The sequence below is a fragment of the Shewanella sp. UCD-KL21 genome (assembly GCF_001957135.1).
GTDB lineage: Bacteria > Pseudomonadota > Gammaproteobacteria > Enterobacterales > Shewanellaceae > Shewanella.
The window spans coordinates 25,963-43,920 of the sequence record NZ_MPHK01000003.1 but is presented as its reverse complement, the minus strand read 5'-3'; the positions used below and the strand labels follow the sequence as shown (position 1 = coordinate 43,920).

Below are 17,958 nucleotides of genomic sequence, written 5' to 3'. Positions count from 1 at the left end.
AATAGGGGTATTAGTTTGATAAATAAAGAGACAAACCTTGTTAACTGAATCCAATGCATATTTTACCGTGCCCCATGACTTTGCTGTTTATCTTGAAAACTGGTCAGATTCTCAAGGCATTCCCTCAGAACAAGACTTACGTTCAATGCAATCGGCAGGGCTTAAATTACTCTCAGAAGTCAAAGAGTTAGAAGCAAGCTGTTTACTGCAATTAAGAAGTATTGATAACGATGCTAAAGCTGTGGTCGACTTTCTTAAGCTGCAATCTCGTAAAGTGGATTTAGTGCTGCACCATGTGCTAGAAAAAGAAGTCCAAAGCGGTGAAAAATTCCAAGGCAGCCATTTTGGTGGTAGCGGCATCAGTTTAATTAGCCCTAAGCCACTGAGCATTGGTGAATATTTTAAAACCTCGATTTATATCAGCAGCGAGTTAGTGGCCATTTTGTGTCTTTGTCAGGTGAGCCAATGCCAAGCCATCAGCCCTGATAATAATGCAGCACAAAATGATGAAAATAATCAGCCACAATATGCTGTTACCTTAGGTTTTAGTCAGATTTTAGATGCCGATGTAGAGCAACTGGTTAAAGCCAGCTTAACAGTGCAGCAAAAAATGCTGCAGCAGCGCAAACAAATTCGCCAACAAGCAGCCAAATAACACATATTGCCTGCATATTATTTTAAGCTTGCTTATAATAGCTATCATAATCTGGTGCTAATCAACTATCACCAATACAAATTTAGCCAAGCCTGATTACTTTGATGATCACAATCAGCGGGCTAAATTTATCACTTATATAAAAGAAGTTAGTTAGATATTCAATGAAGAATTTTAGCGTTCTAACACCGCCAAGTGTAAAAAAAGGCCAACAGTTTCAAACCTTAACAACACTGGGGGGGGTCTCACAAGCGATTACGCTTTCAAGCCTAATTTCCCAGCATTCGGGGACCAGTCTGGTTGTCACCAACGACACCCCAAGCGCATTACAACTTGAGGTTGAACTGGGTTACCTTCTGGCAGAATCTAACATCAATGTGTGTTTATTCCCAGATAGAGAAACCCTGCCGTATGACAGCTTTTCGCCCCATCAAGACTTGATTTCACAGCGCTTAGAAACCTTGGCTAAAATGAGCCAGTCACATCACAATGTGATCATCGTGCCAGTTAACACCTTGATGGTGAAGTTACCGCCAAAATCGTTTCTAACTTCCAATGTCATGCTACTTAAAAAAGGTGACATTTACGGCTTACAACAGGTTAGGCAGCACCTAACCGACACCGGCTACTACTTGGTTGATCAAGTTTATGAGCATGGTGAGTTTGCGATCCGTGGCTCGATTTTAGATATTTTCCCTACGGGCTCTTCCCAGCCATTGCGCATTGAATTATTTGACGATGAAGTAGAAACCATCCGCTATTTTGATGTGGACTCCCAGCGCTCAAAAGAAGAAATTGATTCAATACGCATGTTGCCCGCAAAAGAGTTTCCTACCGATGCGGCAGGTATTGAAGGCTTTAGGCAGCGTTACCGTCGCCGCTTTGAAGTGATTTCAAAAGAAGCCGAATCGGTCTATCAGCAAGTAAGTCGTAACTTAATGCCTGCGGGTATTGAAAACTATTTACCGCTATTTTTTGAAGAATGCGCCACTTTATTTGACTATATTCCTCAGGATACTCAACTGATCACCCTTGGGGATATTGAACAGGCCAGTGAGCACCACTTAACTGAAATTAAAACCCGCTATGAAGATCGCCGCGTTGACCCATTAAGACCTTTACTAGCACCCCAAGAGCTATACATACTCACCGATGAGTTATTTGCAGCCTTTAAAAAATACACTCGCTCGCAAATTACCACGCCTAGCAAAGATGCCGAGGGCGAGCTTGAGCTTATTGCAAAAGCCAAGCAGGCAAATGTAGCCAGCCTGCCTGATGTTAATGCCAACCATAAGCTCAAACAGCCGTTAATTAACCTGCAAGCGTACACTCAGGCCCAAGGTCAGACTAAAGGACAATTATTATTCAGCGCTGAATCTGAAGGGCGACGTGAAGCCTTAATTGAGCTGCTTGGTAAAATTGACATCAAACCTAAGTTATTTAGCCATTTAAATGCCTTTATTAACGCTAAAGACGCCATAGGTTTAATCGTCTCGCCGTTATCACAAGGTTGCATGTTACTTGATACCCCAAAAGGTGATATCAGCGTAATTTGTGAAACCGAGTTATTTGGCCAACGAATTTCTCAGCGTCGTCGCCGTGAAAAACAAAAACAAGTTAGCTCAGATGTACTGGTAAAAAATTTAGCCGAGCTTAAAGTCGGCGAGCCTATTGTGCATTTAGAGCACGGTGTGGCGCTTTACCAGGGGCTTGTCACCCTAGATACGGGCGGCTTAGTGGCCGAGTATCTGCAACTTGAATATACCGCTGGCGATAAGCTGTATGTCCCAGTGTCATCGCTGCACCTTATTAGCCGTTACAGCATTGGCGCCGATGAAAAGCCGACATTAAATAAACTGGGTAATGAGACCTGGTCAAAAGCCAAGAAAAAAGCCATTGAAAAAATCCGCGATGTGGCCGCTGAATTACTGGATGTTTACGCCAGACGCCAAGCTCGCCCGGGTGATGCAGTAAAAATTGATGCAGAAGAATATGCGCAATTTTCACAAGGCTTCCCTTTTGAAGAAACCGTCGATCAAGAAACTGCAATTGAAGCCGTACTAAGCGATATGCAAACCCCAATGGCCATGGACCGCCTTGTGTGTGGTGACGTTGGTTTTGGTAAAACCGAAGTGGCCATGCGCGCAGCATTTGTGGCGGTAAATGCCGGTAAACAGGTGGTGGTATTAGTGCCAACTACCCTACTTGCCCAGCAACACTATGAAAACTTTAAAGATCGCTTTGCCGATTGGCCAATGGTAATTGAAGTGATGTCGCGCTTCCGCTCAGCTAAAGAGCAAACTCAAGTGCTACAGTCATTATCAGATGGCAAAGTTGATATTGTCATTGGTACCCATAAGTTACTGCAGGCTGAAGCCAACTTTGAAAACTTAGGCTTATTGGTAATTGATGAAGAACACCGCTTTGGGGTGCGTCAAAAAGAAAAGATAAAAGCGCTGCGGGCTAATGTGGATATCTTAACCCTAACTGCCACGCCCATTCCGCGTACCTTAAATATGGCAATGTCAGGGATGCGTGATTTATCCATTATTGCCACTCCACCCGCTAAGCGCTTAGCAGTAAAAACCTTTGTACGTGAATATGATATAGCCACGGTCAGAGAGGCTATTTTGCGTGAAATTTTGCGTGGCGGCCAAGTGTATTTCTTACACAATAATGTCGAAACCATTGAAAAATGCGCTGAAAATATTCGCCAATTACTGCCTGAAGCCCGAGTGGTTACTGCCCACGGCCAAATGCGCGAGCGTGAACTTGAAAAAGTCATGTCAGAATTTTATCACCAACGTTTTAATGTGCTGGTGTGTACCACCATTATTGAAACCGGTATTGATGTTCCCAGTGCTAACACCATTATTATCGACAGAGCCGATAAGTTTGGTTTAGCGCAATTACATCAATTACGAGGCCGCGTTGGACGTTCGCACCATCAGGCTTATGCCTACTTAATGACGCCGCATCCTAAATTAATGAGCGCCGATGCCCGTAAGCGATTAACCGCCATTGATGCCTTAGAAGACTTAGGTGCAGGCTTTATGCTCGCCACTCAAGATTTAGAAATTCGCGGCGCCGGTGAATTACTTGGCGATGAACAAAGCGGTCATATTTCTAAAATTGGTTTTAGCTTATACATGGAAATGCTTGAATCAGCAGTAAAAGCATTAAAAGAAGGTAAAGAGCCTTCACTGGATTATATGCTTAAATCCCAGTGCGAAGTGGAGCTGCGCATTCCTGCACTACTACCTGATGATTATGTTTCTGACGTTAATATGCGCTTATCGCTTTATAAACGTATTGCTAACTGCGAAACTGAGCGCATGCTTGATGAGTTAAAAGTTGAGTTTATTGACCGATTTGGCATGTTGCCAGAACCGACTAAAAACTTAATGGAATTAACCTTATATAAGCATCAGGCCACCGCTTTAGGGGCGACTAAAATTGAAATGCATGCCAAAGGTGGCAGCATTGAATTTAGTAATGACCATAAAATTGACCCTATGTTTATCATTGGCTTATTACAAAGTCAGCCACAAATTTATCGAATGGAAGGCCCAAATAAGTTAAAGTTCACCTTGCCTGCTGAAACCAGCAAGCAACGACTAGACTTAATTAAGACCTTGCTCGAGCAACTTGATAAACACCGTACTGGAGAAACTAAATAGTGCTGCGTAACATTGCTTTTTCAATTGCCGCTATATCGGCACTATCGACACCACTGCAAGCCCAAGCTAAAACATGGTTTGAGGTTGAAGTGTATGTGTTTGAAAGACAAACCAACAGTGTCGAAAAGTGGCAAGACGATAATGCAGCGGCGCCAAACCGAAAGAATATCGATTTGATCACTCCGATGATCAGTAACGATATTACTGGGGTTGCGCTAGGTTTAAACGGCTGCACCTCAACTGACTGGACCAGCAGCGAAGTTGACTGCCAAGATCCGTTAGTGAGCGCCAACACCACCGCCTTTCCTAGCCAAGTGCCATTTTCTATTGCGGCAGCGAGTGAGCAGCAAGCCTATTTAGGTGATGGCCCAGTATTACTGGCTGAGTCTCAAAGCGAGTTTGGTGAAATCATCCAAGCGGTACGCCGCGAGTCAAACGTGCGCAGTTTAGTTCACCTGACTTGGCAGCAAGATATGCAATCTCGTAATCGTGCTAAACCGATACGTATTTTTGCAGGTAAAGATTACTCTAAAGAGTTTGATTATTCAGGTAATGCCGTTTCAGAGCAAGTAGAGGATGAGTTTTCAGGCTTTGATTTTAATTCAACTTTTGGCAGTTTAGCGCCAGAGCCGCAAACCACTCCTGTGTGGGAATTAGACGGTAATATTAATATTTACTTAAGTCATTACTTGTTTATTGAAACCAACTTAGCACTGCGCCAGCCGATCCAAAAGCAAACTGCGGCTACTGAATATTTTCAGTACACTGAGCAAGCTGATATAGACAAGGTGATGAGTCCGTTTTTACAGTCAATCCCTATGGTGCAAAACCGCCGCGTGAGAAGTGGTGAAATCCATTATTTTGACCATCCAAGACTCGGCATTGTGATGCAAATCCGTAAAATGGAACAGCCCACTGAAACTCGCCCTGTGGCGTTATTGCTTGATGATACTGAGGTGAATACAGCGGTTACTGATACCAATCTTGATGCTATCGTTGATACTGATGCAGTAAGCGGCGCTGAATCCATGATTGAAAACGCAGTCGCAACTGAAGAAGGGGCGCTGAAAAGCTTTTAGGCTCAAGCTTTTAACTCAAACCTCTATAAACCGCTAGATAAAAAAACAGCTAATCATAGGATTAGCTGTTATCACAAGTCTCTAGTAAACCTTAAAAAAAGCCCTAGAAATAAAGTTTTTAAAATAATATGATAGTGAGTTTGGGTCGCATGCCAAACTCACTGTATCAATATGTAACATAGACCTTGCGGTTTTACTATTGCCTCACGCGTGACTGGCCATTAATTAACCAGCCATAGCTTATCGTTCAACAGCAAAGCAAAATCTGTCGTTAACAGCGAGCCAAACTAAACCGCTAAAAAATCATCTAAGGCTCAATTTCTATTATTTTTTTGCCGCTAATATTTGCTTTGCCAATTGCTGCGCATGTTGCCAGCGCTCAGACTGTTCAAGGGCATTAATCACCTGCTTAGCATTCGCTCTTAATGCCAGTGCTGATTTAAATTCAGACAATTGCTCAGGCCAAGTAAACTCGGTTAATAAGGTTTTAACCCCTTCAGGATCATTACAAACCAAAATCATATTACAACCTGCAGATAATGCTGCTTGGGCTCTGCCAATATAATCGCCAGCAAAACTTGCGCCTTTCATGCCTAAATCATCTGAGAAAATCACCCCATCAAATTTAAGCTCCTTACGCAGCACCTGTTGCAGCCAATAGTTTGAAAAGCCAGCAGGATTTGGATCAACTTGCGAATAAACCACATGGGCTGGCATAACGCCATTTAGCTGCTGCTGGCCAATTAACTCCTTAAAAGGCTGCATATCATGGTTAAAAATAGTCTCTTTCGTGCGCGTATCTACCGCCATCGCCACATGGGTATCTGCTTTTACACTGCCGTGACCGGGAAAGTGTTTACCCACAGTCGCCATACCTGCTTGAGTCATGCCTTGAATAAAGCTGTGGGCTAAACTGGTCACTTGCTCAGGTTCGGCGCTAAAACTGCGAGTGCCAATGACATCACTGATGCCATTAACATCTAATACTGGCGCAAAGCTTAAGTCGATATCACAGGCCAATAGCTCAATCGCCATTAAAAAGCCTAACTCTTGGCTCCAACGTTTCGCCAGCGCCATATCTCCCTTAGCGGCAGGCAAAATATCACCCATAGCCGGTAGCAGAGTAAACTCTTCACGAAAGCGTTGTACCCTGCCACCTTCATGATCAACTGCAATCAATAAATCAGGCCGAATATCTCGAACAGATTTAACCAAAGCCTGTAATTGTGCTTTATTAGAAAAATTGCGTGTAAATAAAATAATGCCGCCCACTTTATCGTGGCTTAATAGCTCGGCTTCTTGTTCACTGACCGTAAAGCCAGCCAAATCCATCATTAGATAACTCACGCTTACTCCTAAAATATCCTGTTAAATGTTAATTACCACGGTCATTGTTGATAAATTTAAAAACAACACTTTGGTAATTGACCTTGCAATAAACTCACCTAATCTGAACCACTATGCATAAGAAAATCTAATGAAGCATCTCGTAAAAAGTATGGGATACTGCAGTTAAATGGCGCCATTGCTCTAGATAAAAATACCAGCTACTTAGGCTATATTGCTTGGTATAATCGCTGTTAATTGCAAACTTAGTCTGCCAAATTAACGCCATTATGCCGCTAAATTTTAATTTCCCTAAGGAAATTCCCAATAAAATGACCCGTTATTGGGAGATAACTAACATTGCAGCGCAATTTTTGCTCACTGCGAGCACTAGAATAAAACGCCAAAAAATTTAAACGACTAAAATAATAAAAACTGATTGAAGGTTAATAACAATGATTAGCGTATTTGATATGTTCAAAATCGGTATTGGGCCATCAAGCTCCCATACTGTAGGCCCGATGAAAGCGGGTAAACTGTTTATGCAGCACTTGAGCGACCAAGGCTTGCTGGCACAAACTGACGAACTACAATCGCAACTTTTTGGTTCATTAGGCCAAACAGGTAAAGGCCATGGAACCGGTAAAGCCGTCATATTGGGCTTAATGGGTGAAGCGCCTGATACCGTAGATACCGATGCCATTGATGCCATACTGGACAAAGTTTCAGCCGAACAAACCCTTAAAATTGCCGATGGCCGCCTAGTTAAATTTACCCGTGACAACGGTATTACCTATCATCGCCGTAAAAGCCTGCCAGCCCATGCCAACGCCATGACCCTATATGCGTTTAGCAAAGGTGAATGCATTTATGAGCGCACATATTACTCGGTCGGCGGCGGATTTATTCTAGATGAAGATGAAATTACCCAGCGTGATGCCTCGCCTGCTACCCCAATAAAATCCGCCCCTTATGATTTTAATTCTGCCGCGCAGTTACTGGATTTGTGTTGCGAAAATGGTTTAAGTATTTCATCACTCATGATGTCAAATGAGCTAAGTATTGCCAGCGAAGAAGACGTTAAACAAGGCTTGTGGAATATTTGGCAAACCATGAAAACCTGTATTGAACGTGGTTATCAAAAAGAAGGCATGTTACCCGGTGGTTTAAAGCTGCGCCGCCGCGCCCCAGCTTTATATCGCCGCTTACAAGCTGAAGGCCGTAATAACAACGACCCATTAACCGCCATGGACTGGGTTGATTTATTCGCATTATCTGTCAATGAGCAAAACGCTGCTGGCGATAGGGTCGTCACAGCCCCCACTAATGGCGCAGCTGGGATTATTCCAGCGGTATTATGCTACTACCACACCTTCGTCCAAGAAGTAGATGAGGAAGTCTGTTGTCGCTTCTTATTAACCGCGGCCGCTATTGGTATTTTGTATAAGAAAAACGCCTCTATCTCGGGAGCTGAAGTCGGCTGTCAGGGTGAAGTGGGCGTGGCTTGCTCAATGGCAGCAGGTGCACTCACAGAAATCATGGGCGGCACCGTCGAACATGTGGAGAATGCCGCTGAAATCGGTATGGAGCATAACTTAGGTTTAACTTGCGACCCTGTTGGCGGCTTAGTACAAGTGCCTTGTATTGAACGTAATGCCATGGGCGCAGTAAAAGCCATCAACGCTTCACGTATGGCATTGCGCGGCGATGGCAACCATAAAGTCACTCTAGATAAAGTCATCAAAACCATGATGGATACCGGCAAAGATATGCGCAGCAAATACAAAGAAACCGCCAAAGGTGGTTTAGCAGTAAATATTGTTGAGTGTTAAGCGCTTAATGTTAATCACTAAAGGTTAACTCAAGAGCATAGCTGGGTCTTTAATCTGTTCATAGATTAATGACGTGATTTAAAAGAGGCTGCCAAGCCTCTTTTTTGTGGCTATTACAAGAACCAAGTGAAAACGGCGGATTTCAAACCATTATTGCCGTCAAAAAAGTCACAGCCGAACATGAGCACTAACATGAGCACTAACAAGGATTGGTCGTTCACAGCATCATAAATAATCCAAAAACAAAAAGTCCGTTGGTGGTTAGCCAACGGACTTTTTGTTTGTGAAACGTGATGGTATTTAATATAAATGCCATTCGTATTTCACTATCTGGCGAGGTATTGATTTTACACAACTGATGCGGGCAGTAAATGTAATGAACCAATATCTTCAATCAATTTGTAAGCGATTAGTGGGGGTCTAATTACTCAAATTGTTTACGCTTCTTTAGCGTCAGCTGGCTTTTCTTTAGCTTCAGCTTTTTCAGGAAGTGCAGCAAGAAAAAGTGCACTAGCAAATAAATTTTTGAATGCTGTCATGTCATATTCCTTCAATTCAAACGGTTAACTGGTTCTATGGAATGGACTATATTCTTAGGCTATTAATAAGTAAAATGACAAAATATCACTGACTGGATTCCATTTTGGCATGAACATATCAATTAAAAACTTACAATGCTTTTTAACTGTGATTGAGGTTGGTCACTTTACCCTCGCCGCTGAGCAACTTTATATGACGCAGCCAACCTTGAGTAAAACCATTAAAAAAATGGAACAAACCCTTGATCAGAAATTGTTGATCCGTAACAACCAAAAAGTGGAAGTCACTGAAGCGGGTTTATTGCTGGCTAAAAGCGCTCAGCAAATCGTTGGTCAGTGGAATCGTATGTATGAAGATATGAATGCCTTAACCGGTTTAAGGATTGGTCGTCTGCGCTTAGGTTTAAGCCCAATGACTGGTGGGATGTTTATTAATATGCTGGCATCTTTTACTCGCACTTATCCCGGCATTGATGTCAATGTATTAGAGGTTGGCGGCGTTGCGGTCGAAAAAGCCCTCCTCAATGACAGTTTAGATATTGGCGTTACTGCTTTGCCATGCAGTAACACCGACGAATTTAATATCTTACAATTACAAAGTTACCCACTAATTGTATGCGTGCATGTTGATCATGAACTGGCAAATCACAGCTCTATTCATTGGCAAGATCTCACCGGACTGCCTTTTGTGCAATACAACGACCAATTCTCTATCGGTAAAGTGATCAGCCAAAGTTGCCAAGATGCCGGGTTTACGCTCAATGTGGTGTCTCAAACTGGCCAGTGGGAATTTATGGCGGCAATGGCCAAGGTCAAAATGGCCTTTGCCATCTTACCGGCACCGATTTGTAAGCGAGTTACCTCAAAAAAATTGATTTTTATTCCCTTAGCTGAGCAGGTCGCTTGGGAGCTAGCCTTTATTTGGCGTAAAAATTTACCCTTAACCGCTGCGGCTGCGGCTTTTATTGCTCAAGCAAAACCATCTTATAAAGAAGATATTTAACTTGCCCAGCCAAACATCGTACGACTAAGGTTCATGACTCTCAGTTAGGTTAACTTTGCAGCTATTTTAAGCCAGCTATACTTATTAGGTTATTGGAATTTAAGCTGAGAACACCCTATGGGCTCTGAATATGAAAAAGGTAAGATCGAAAAAAGCATTTTTATTCGCTTTGCCGCAGCGGCAGGTCTTTATTGCCAATCGGTTGAAAAACAGTCCCCTGAGGAAGGCAAGCCTGATTTAAAATGCATGATCGATGGCAAGGTTATTTACTTTGAATTAACTGAGGCATGCTCTGAAGATGTAGCCAAGGCCATCTCGCATCCTAAAAGCATTAATTGCAATGACTTAAGCACAGAACAAAGCACAGACAAAAGCACTGCCAAAGCGAGCAGTACAACTAATTACCCTAGCGATACTGACATTAAAGATTACACCTCTGAAACCTATAAAAAGAAGATCAATAAACGCTACTCGGTATCAGAACCCATAGATTTACTGATTTATAATGTCGGCAGAACCTTACTCACTGATGATGTATTAGTTAACAATGTCAAAGCCTTAGCCAAAGATAACAAAGGACCTTTTCGCAAGGTGTGGTATTTTGGCGAACATGTCACTGAGCTATAGCTGTAACATGTTCAGGATTGATGGCCGCTGTCGGTCATATACTATGATGACTCGTCCGGTCGGTTTAGCCTTGATGACTAAGATGACTGAGTTGACTAAGATGACTAACCAACAAGTGCAGGATAAACCTAAGCGGTATTAATCAAGCTCTGATACTTTTGTACAAGTAAAGCAAGCAACAGCCACTAAAACCATTTATTGGCATTGGCGGCGATAGGCTTGACTGCCTTCATCGCTGATACTCAACACTGCACTAGCATCTTTAATAATACAGCAACCATCCTCTGCTTTGGCCGTTATATTGCTGCCATTATATTCAAAGGCTTTAACGCTACATTGCTCAAAATTTAATGCATCGGTTACGGTTTGACTGCCATGGTCCCAGTTAGAAAACAGCGTATTCCCTTCACTCCAAAAGGTATTTTCAGCTTCAATGCTAAAATCACATGCTTGAAACCTCAAGGCGTATATTGCCCCAGTCACACCTGCGCCGCCGCCCATGTTGACAGTAATTGTGCCCTGCTCTCTATTAGTATCAACCAATGACATTGAGCGGCTAAAGCGTTCTTCTGAGTCTAAAGATAAATCAAAGCCGCCCTCGGTTTCATTAATGCGGCTATAAGATTTAACGCTTTTATCAGGGTTTAAATACAATACATAGCCTACCCCTGCGCCATATTGATTCGCGCCAGTGATTAAATCGGCTACACCATCACCATTTAAATCACCTGCAGCCACTAAGGCGTGGCCAAAGTGACCACCAGCTGTGCCATTGGGATTTGAATCTAAGGGAATGGTTTCATCAAAGCCTGCTAGACCCGGAGCAATTTTCAGTTTATCAACAACTTCATAAGTGTCGCTATCAAGTGATAAAATCCAAATCGCTCCCATACCACTGTCTGACTCAAATGCACCGACTGCGAGCTCTTGAGTACCATTATTATCAAGATCACCAAGTAACGCAGACTCTCGACCGCCAAAACTGTCATTGGCATTTAGTCCATCACCAAAGCCGCCCATATTGCTACCTATGGTGACGATATCAGCATCGATAACCTCAGCGTGTTCATCAAAAAATAACAGCTGAATGCTGCCACCATCAACACTACTTGGCTGAGCGGCCACTAAATCGATTTTACCGTCTTGATTTATATCTCCAATAGCACTCAGACCTTGAGCCACAATACCGCCATTTTTAACCATGGATTTTACTGTGCCATCGCGATTAAGGTGCAGAATGTACACAGCCGGTATACTGGCAGCGGGCGCCGACACCGCAATATCAGGAACAGTATCGCCATCGTAATCACCAATGCCAGCAACGCCATAACCAAAAAAATCGCCCTCATCTAGGGAATCTGAAAACCGCCCTTGCACCATGGAGATTTTTTGATTTGCCGCAACTGTGCCGTCTTGGTGCATAAATAGAATATACACAGCACCGGCATCCGTTGCGCCGTCATCATCCGAGCGAGCACCGACGACCAAATCATCAATACCATCACCATTAATATCACCAGCATTGTCATGATCGCGGCCAAAACGATCGCCACTATCTAAATTAGCAATAAAGCCAGACTCACCTTCGGCAATACGAATAACCTCACTTGGGCCAAATGCTACAAAGTCGCCTAAACTAGGTTCAGCGGGAGTGGTCTGCGGCGGTGTGCTGGTTGGTGGGTTGACTATCTCATCTATAGGTAAGCCAGTGCTATCATCTGAGCCGCCACAAGCTTGCAGCGCCAGCGTTATTGTAACCAAAAGTGTGAATAAGTTTGGTCGCGATTTATTGTGATGCATCAGTGTTCCCTACTGCTGAGGTTATTATTGTTAATTGGATATCTCGAGGCTGTTTGGGGCGCCATCAAAATGTGATATTACGCACCTTATGTATTAATTTTTTAATCAACACACTGTTTTTTAAACATCATAAATGAAAAGCGAGCCAAGCTATGTCAAGACAAGTTAAAGAAATGTAAAGCAGGAAGGCACGATATAATAAAGTTGTCTGCGGATTTGACTGTAAGGCTGATTTAGAAGAGATGAAAGAGCTAAAGCTTAATACTTGCCTTGCAAGTATACCTCTTTGGGGCTAACTCAAAAATTGCGTTTTTAGGTATTGCTGACGTCAGTTAGCTAGTAAAAAGAGCCTTTTTGAGCTTAACGCAAGCCATAAAAGACTTGAGCAGTAAACAAGCACAACAGACAATTTAACTTTTTTAACATAAAAAATCAGAATAATTGCGGTGATAATCCGCCAAAAGTGAGATCGGGATCACCATAAGCAACTACAGCAACAATTACAGCTCACACTTTGCGCTAAAGTATTAAACAATGTTCATCTAGATGATCTCGATCAAAAAGCAACATCCCTAAATGCAGTCTATTGTAGCCACTTTAACAAAAGCGAATAATGGGTTTACGCTTTCGTTAACAAAGTCACTTAAATTAGTAAAAATCAAAAATATTATAATATGCACTCCAATAGAGGTACGCATGACCATATTACAACTGCTCGCAAGTCTGACACCAATCATCAGTGTCATGGTGTTTTTAGTTTTATTACGTATGCCCGCATCGAAAGCGATGCCGATATCTATGGTAGCTACTGGCTTAGCTGCTTTATTTATTTGGCAAATGGATACCACTTTAATCGCCGCCTCTGTGGTAGAGGGACTGTTATCCGCACTCACTCCTCTCACCATCATTTTTGGTGCTGTATTCTTACTTAACACCCTTAAATATTCTGGTGCAATGGATACTATCCGCGCTGGTTTTACCAATATTAGTGCTGATGCTCGTGTGCAGGTCATTATTATCTGTTGGTTGTTTGGCTCATTCATCGAAGGCTCAGCTGGTTTTGGTACCCCTGCAGCGATTGGTGCGCCACTATTAGTGTTACTGGGTGTTCCGCCGATTGCATCTGCCGTTGTGGCATTGATCGCTGACTCAACTTCGGTGTCATTCGGTGCTATTGGTTTGCCTGTGCTATTTGGTATGGAGCAAGGCTTAACTGAAGGCGGCGTGAACATGGCTGCGGCGCAAATCGCCCAACATGGCGGTAATTTTGCTGACTACGCGCAGCATGTTGCAATGCACATGATCACCATTGACTTAATTACTGGTAGCTTATTGCCTTTGGTCATGGTGTGCGTGTTAACCGGATTCTTTGGTAAAAACAAGTCTTTCCTTGAAGGTCTTCAAGTTTGGAAGTTCGCTATTTTTGCTGGCCTAGCATTCACTGTACCCGCTTGGTTAATTAACTATTTTGCAGGTCCTGAATTCCCATCAGTGATTGGTGCGCTAGTGGGTATGGCTGTGGTTATTCCTGTTGCTAAAAAAGGTTGGTTACTGCCATCAACACCTTGGCATGATTTTGCTGAATCTGACTTTGATAATGCCGCGGTAACAGAGCAGTCTGCAACCCCTGCTAAATTCAGCCAAATGGCAGCATGGTCTCCTTACATCATCATGGCTGCGTTATTGGTCTTGTCTCGCGTTGTTGAACCATTTAAAGCCTTCTTAAACAGCTTTAACATTAGCTGGACTGGCTTACTCGGCACTGAATTAAAAGCAGGTTTTGCGACCTTCTATGCCCCTGGTATTTTCTTTATCGTGGTCTGTTTAATTGGTTTTGTATTATTCAAAATGAATAGCAAATCTATCAAACAATCATTCACCACTTCTTGCTCTTCAATGCTACCTACAATTATCTCTTTAGGTGCTTCTGTACCTATGGTGAAAATTTTCCTTAACTCAGGTGAAAACAGCGCAAACTTAGCATCAATGCCAGTAGCGCTAGCTGACTTATTGGCTAACACTATGGGCGCGGTATGGGCATGGACTGCACCGGTTGTCGGTATCTTCGGTTCGTTCTTATCTGGCTCTGCAACTTTCTCTAATATGATGTTCTCTGGACTACAATATTCTGTTGCAGACAACATTGGAATGAACCATGCGCTGGTTTTAGCACTCCAAGGTATTGGCGCTAACGCAGGTAACATGATGTGTGTCATGAATGTTGTCGCTGCAGCTACTGTTGTTGGCATGGCAGGTCGCGAATCAGAAATCATTCGTAAAACCATGCCTATCGCACTAGTTTATGCCTTTGTTGCCGGCACTATCGCTGTCGCTTGGGGCGGTTTCTAATATTGAATTAATAGCAAGCAATCATCAGGTTGCTTGCTATCATTATAGATAACAAAATATGAGAACAGAATATGACTATTAATTATCAAACAGTCATGGATGAGTTATTGGTTAAGTTAGGCAAAGATGCCGTTAGTAACGACCCTGTACGTCGTTTCGCTTGGTCAACAGATGCCAGTTATTTCAGAATTGTCCCTGAAATTGTTGCTCATGCCGATGACGTTGAGCAAGTAAAAGCTACCCTAGAAATTGCCAATAAACATCAAGTCCCGGTGACTTATCGCGCGGCGGGTACCAGTTTATCAGGCCAAGCCATTGGTGAAGGTATTTTGCTTATCTTAGGCCATGATGGCTTTAGAAAAATTGAAATCACTGAAGACAGCCAAAAAATCACTTTAGGCTCTGCAGTTATCGGCTCTGATGCCAACGCAGCCTTAAAGCCATTAAACAAGAAAATCGGTCCAGATCCAGCAACCTTAACCTCTGCCAAAATTGGTGGCATTGTGGCAAATAACGCCTCGGGAATGTGCTGTGGTACTGCGCAAAACTCTTATCAGACCATTGCGTCTGCTAAGTTAATTTTTGCCGATGGTACTGAACTTGATACCGGCTGTGAACAATCTAAAGCCGCATTTAAAGCAACACATGGTGAGTTACTGCAGTCGTTAATGGACTTAGCAGAAATGACGCAAAATAACCCTACCCTTGCGGCGCGGATCAAGAAAAAGTTCTCTATCAAAAATACCACGGGTTACAGTATCAATGCGTTAATTGACTATAGCGACCCATTTGACATCATTAACCACCTGATTGTGGGCTCAGAAGGCACACTGGCTTTCGTTAATGAAGTGACCTACCACACAGTGGAAGAAGCGAAATTTAAAGCTTCTGCTATGGCAGTATTTTTCAGTATGGAAGATGCCGCTAGTGCTGTACCGCCATTAAATATTGATGCCGTCGCAGCAGTTGAATTACTTGACTGGGCCTCGATTAAAGCCGTGACAGGTAAACCTGGCATGCCAGAGTGGTTGTCACATTTGCCTGAAGGTTCGGCGATTTTACTTATCGAGTGTCGCGCCAATGACTCTGAAACCTTAGCGCAATACACTGAAACCGTAACCGATAAAATAGCTCATATTAAAACTGAGCGCCCAATTACCTTCAGTGCCGACCCTGCTGTATTTAGTAAATACTGGGCTATGCGCTCAGGTTTATTCCCAATTATTGGCGGCGCGCGCCCTAAAGGAACTTCAGTTATTATTGAAGATGTGGCATTTGAATTACCACACCTTGCACAAGCTGCGGCTGATTTAACCGCATTATTCCATAAGCACGGCTACCCTGAAGGGGTTATTTACGGCCATGCATTGGCAGGTAACTTCCACTTTATTATTACCCCAACTTTTGCCAGCGACGCTGATATCAAGCGCTTCCATGCCTTTATGGAAGATGTGGCTGAAATGGTGATTAATAAGTACGATGGCTCAATGAAAGCTGAGCATGGTACCGGCCGCGCTGTAGCGCCATTTGTCGAAATGGAATGGGGTGCTGATGCTTATACGTTAATGAAACAAATTAAGCATATTTTCGACCCAACCACGTTATTGAACCCTGGTGTGTTATTAAACGATGACGCTGAAGTTCACGTTAAAAATATTAAACCTTGTCCTGTTGTTGATGACTTTGTTGATCGTTGTATTGAGTGTGGTTTTTGTGAAAAAACTTGCCCAACCTCAGCGCTAAACTTTTCGCCTCGTCAGCGTATCGCTACCTTGCGTGAAATTGAGCGTTTAGAGCAATCGGGTGAAAAAGAAGCCGCCGAAGAAATGCGCGTCAGCTCAAAATATGACGTGATTGATACTTGTGCGGCTTGTCAGCTGTGTACTATTGCTTGCCCTGTTGACAACAGCATGGGTAATTTGGTGCGTAAATTGCGTACGCCGCACATTACCACCACAGAGCAAAAAGTACTCGACTTCCAAGCTAATCACTTTGGTTTAGTAAACCAAGCGATCAGCACAGGTTTTGACGCCTTAGGTGTAATTCATAAAATCACTGGTGATGGTGTCACCAACTCAATTATGAATGTTGGCCGTATGATCACCAAAGAAGTGCCATATTGGAATCCTGACTTCCCTAAAGGCGGTAAAGTCGCTAAGCCATCGGCTCATATTCCAGGTCAACAAACGGTATTGTACTTCCCTGCATGTGGCGGTCGTACTTTTGGCCCGACGCCAAAAGATCCCAACAAGGTAACGCTGCCAGAAGTGGTCGTGACTTTGCTAGAACGTGCAGGTTACAACGTGATCACTCCTGACAATACCCGCGAGCTTTGTTGTGGCCAATTGTGGGAGTCAAAAGGTGATTTCAAAAACGCAGATGCTAAGCGTGATGAACTGATTGATACCCTGAGTGAGCTAAGCGAAAACGGTAAAGTCCCTGTGCTTGTTGACGCATTGTCTTGTACTTATCGCACCCTAACCGGTAATCCTAAAGTGGCGATTACTGATTTAGTTGAGTTCATGCACGACAATATTTTGCCGAACATTAAACCAAGTATCACCAAGAAAGCTAGCGTGACCCTGCACCAAGGTTGTAGTGCCCGCAAGATGAAACTTGAGCCAAAACTTCAAGCTATTGCTGATGCCTGTTCTGAAACCGTGGTATTGCCAGATGGTATTGCATGTTGTGGTTATGCCGGTGAAAAAGGCCTTTATAAGCCAGAAATTAATGCCAGCGCCCTGCGTAATATTAAAAAGCTGATCCCAGCTGAAACCAAAGAAGGTTACTACGCTAATAGAACCTGTGAAGTGGGCTTAACCCAGCACAGTGGCATTTCGTATCGCCATTTGGCATACCTACTGGAAGAATGTACTCGCTAGGCATTTAAGCTAAGCAAGTATAAAAAGGCACTGAAGTTGATATGATCAATTCAGTGCTTTTTTTTATGCCAACTAAAACGACCACCTCGATTGATTTAGATGATTTCTCGCTCAAATTATGTTTGTATGAATGGGTAAAAAAAACTTTGTATGGATAGCGTTAAAGATTAAGACTCGAGGCGAGTG

Annotated in this window: 10 protein-coding genes; 8 read left to right on the top strand and 2 right to left on the bottom strand. The window is 43.1% G+C overall.

What is annotated here, in order from left to right; all coding sequences use genetic code 11:
* The first annotated feature begins 37 nt into the window (after positions 1–37).
* The 3 genes from BM739_RS03750 (at position 38) to BM739_RS03740 (ending at position 5,414) form a co-directional block, all read left to right on the top strand.
* Positions 38–655, top strand: coding sequence for a hypothetical protein (locus BM739_RS03750; RefSeq protein ID WP_076537411.1), 618 nt, complete (start codon positions 38–40; stop codon positions 653–655).
* 164 nt (positions 656–819) lie between these two features.
* Positions 820–4,335: a transcription-repair coupling factor gene (gene mfd / locus BM739_RS03745; RefSeq protein ID WP_076537409.1), complete on the top strand. Its 3,516-nt coding sequence runs from the start codon at positions 820–822 to the stop codon at positions 4,333–4,335.
* Positions 4,335–5,414, top strand: coding sequence for a peptidoglycan binding protein CsiV (locus BM739_RS03740; RefSeq protein ID WP_076537407.1), 1,080 nt, complete (start codon positions 4,335–4,337; stop codon positions 5,412–5,414). Before mfd ends, BM739_RS03740 begins: the two co-directional genes overlap by 1 nt.
* A 324-nt stretch (positions 5,415–5,738) precedes the next feature.
* Here the strand turns inward: BM739_RS03740 and nagZ are convergent, their stop codons facing one another.
* Entirely contained in the window at positions 5,739–6,761 is a 1,023-nt protein-coding gene (gene nagZ / locus BM739_RS03735) for a beta-N-acetylhexosaminidase (RefSeq protein ID WP_076537406.1), read from the bottom strand.
* Between the two features lie 434 nt (positions 6,762–7,195).
* Between nagZ and BM739_RS03730 the strand changes: the two genes are divergently transcribed.
* From BM739_RS03730 to BM739_RS03720, 3 genes are all read left to right on the top strand, one after another.
* The gene (locus BM739_RS03730; RefSeq protein WP_076537404.1) at positions 7,196–8,572 is read left to right on the top strand and encodes an L-serine ammonia-lyase; all 1,377 of its coding nucleotides are present in this window, start codon (positions 7,196–7,198) and stop codon (positions 8,570–8,572) included.
* A gap of 648 nt (positions 8,573–9,220) precedes the next feature.
* Entirely contained in the window at positions 9,221–10,114 is an 894-nt protein-coding gene (locus tag BM739_RS03725) for a LysR family transcriptional regulator (protein ID WP_076537403.1), read from the top strand.
* Between the two features lie 117 nt (positions 10,115–10,231).
* On the top strand, positions 10,232–10,741 hold the full coding sequence (locus tag BM739_RS03720; protein ID WP_076537401.1) for a hypothetical protein: 510 nt from the start codon (positions 10,232–10,234) through the stop codon (positions 10,739–10,741).
* A gap of 195 nt (positions 10,742–10,936) precedes the next feature.
* On the opposite strand, the gene BM739_RS03715 is transcribed toward BM739_RS03720, so the two are convergent.
* Positions 10,937–12,541, bottom strand: coding sequence for an FG-GAP repeat protein (locus tag BM739_RS03715; protein ID WP_076537400.1), 1,605 nt, complete (start codon positions 12,539–12,541; stop codon positions 10,937–10,939).
* Positions 12,542–13,237: 696 nt separating this feature from the next.
* Between BM739_RS03715 and BM739_RS03710 the strand changes: the two genes are divergently transcribed.
* Both BM739_RS03710 and BM739_RS03705 read left to right on the top strand, forming a co-directional pair.
* Positions 13,238–14,890: an L-lactate permease gene (locus tag BM739_RS03710; protein ID WP_076537398.1), complete on the top strand. Its 1,653-nt coding sequence runs from the start codon at positions 13,238–13,240 to the stop codon at positions 14,888–14,890.
* A gap of 71 nt (positions 14,891–14,961) precedes the next feature.
* Positions 14,962–17,772: an FAD-binding and (Fe-S)-binding domain-containing protein gene (locus BM739_RS03705; protein WP_076537396.1), complete on the top strand. Its 2,811-nt coding sequence runs from the start codon at positions 14,962–14,964 to the stop codon at positions 17,770–17,772.
* The last annotated feature ends 186 nt before the right edge of the window (positions 17,773–17,958 follow it).